The following is a 636-nucleotide window of genomic DNA, read 5'->3' on the forward strand; positions in this document are numbered from 1 at the left end:
GGACAAACCTATAATTTATTTGATTTACTAACAGGTGAAGATCAAACAGGAACATGGAGTGATGATGATTCATCAGGCGCTTTAAGTGGAAACACAGTTACACTAGATGGACTTGCACCAGCAACTTATAATTTTACTTATGATGTAGCAGCAATAGGAATTTGTGATGATGTAGATGTAACAGTTCAAATTATCGTAAACCCACAACCAAACACAGGAACACCATCACCAGCTATATTTTGTGAAAATGATATAGCAGGAAACTCTCCATTAGATCTATTTGGACAATTAACAGGAAATGATTTAGGAGGAACTTGGTATGAAGGTTCAGATAATACAGGTACAGCAATTGTTGATCCGTCAGCATATGACATAACAGGATTGGTAGTTGGTTCATACAATTACACATATAGTATTACCAACGGGTTTGGATGTACAAATAGTTCAACAGTAGTTGTAACAATAGACCCAGCACCAGAATCAGGAACAGCAAATACACCAGTAGAATTTTGTTTAGAAGCAATAACAACAGGACAAACCTATAATTTATTTGATTTACTAACAGGTGAAGATCAAACAGGAACATGGAGTGATGATGATTCATCAGGCGCTTTAAGTGGAAACACAGTTACACTA

At 36.0% G+C, this 636-nt stretch carries 1 protein-coding gene; it reads left to right on the forward strand.

Annotation, left to right across the window (positions count from 1 at the left end):
• Positions 1-636 (forward strand): hypothetical protein (locus tag ACH5TX_RS00490; protein ID WP_439337600.1); only part of this gene is annotated, 636 nt, incomplete at both ends.

The sequence above is a fragment of the Thalassobellus citreus genome, from assembly GCF_044385915.1.
Lineage (GTDB): Bacteria > Bacteroidota > Bacteroidia > Flavobacteriales > Flavobacteriaceae > Thalassobellus > Thalassobellus citreus.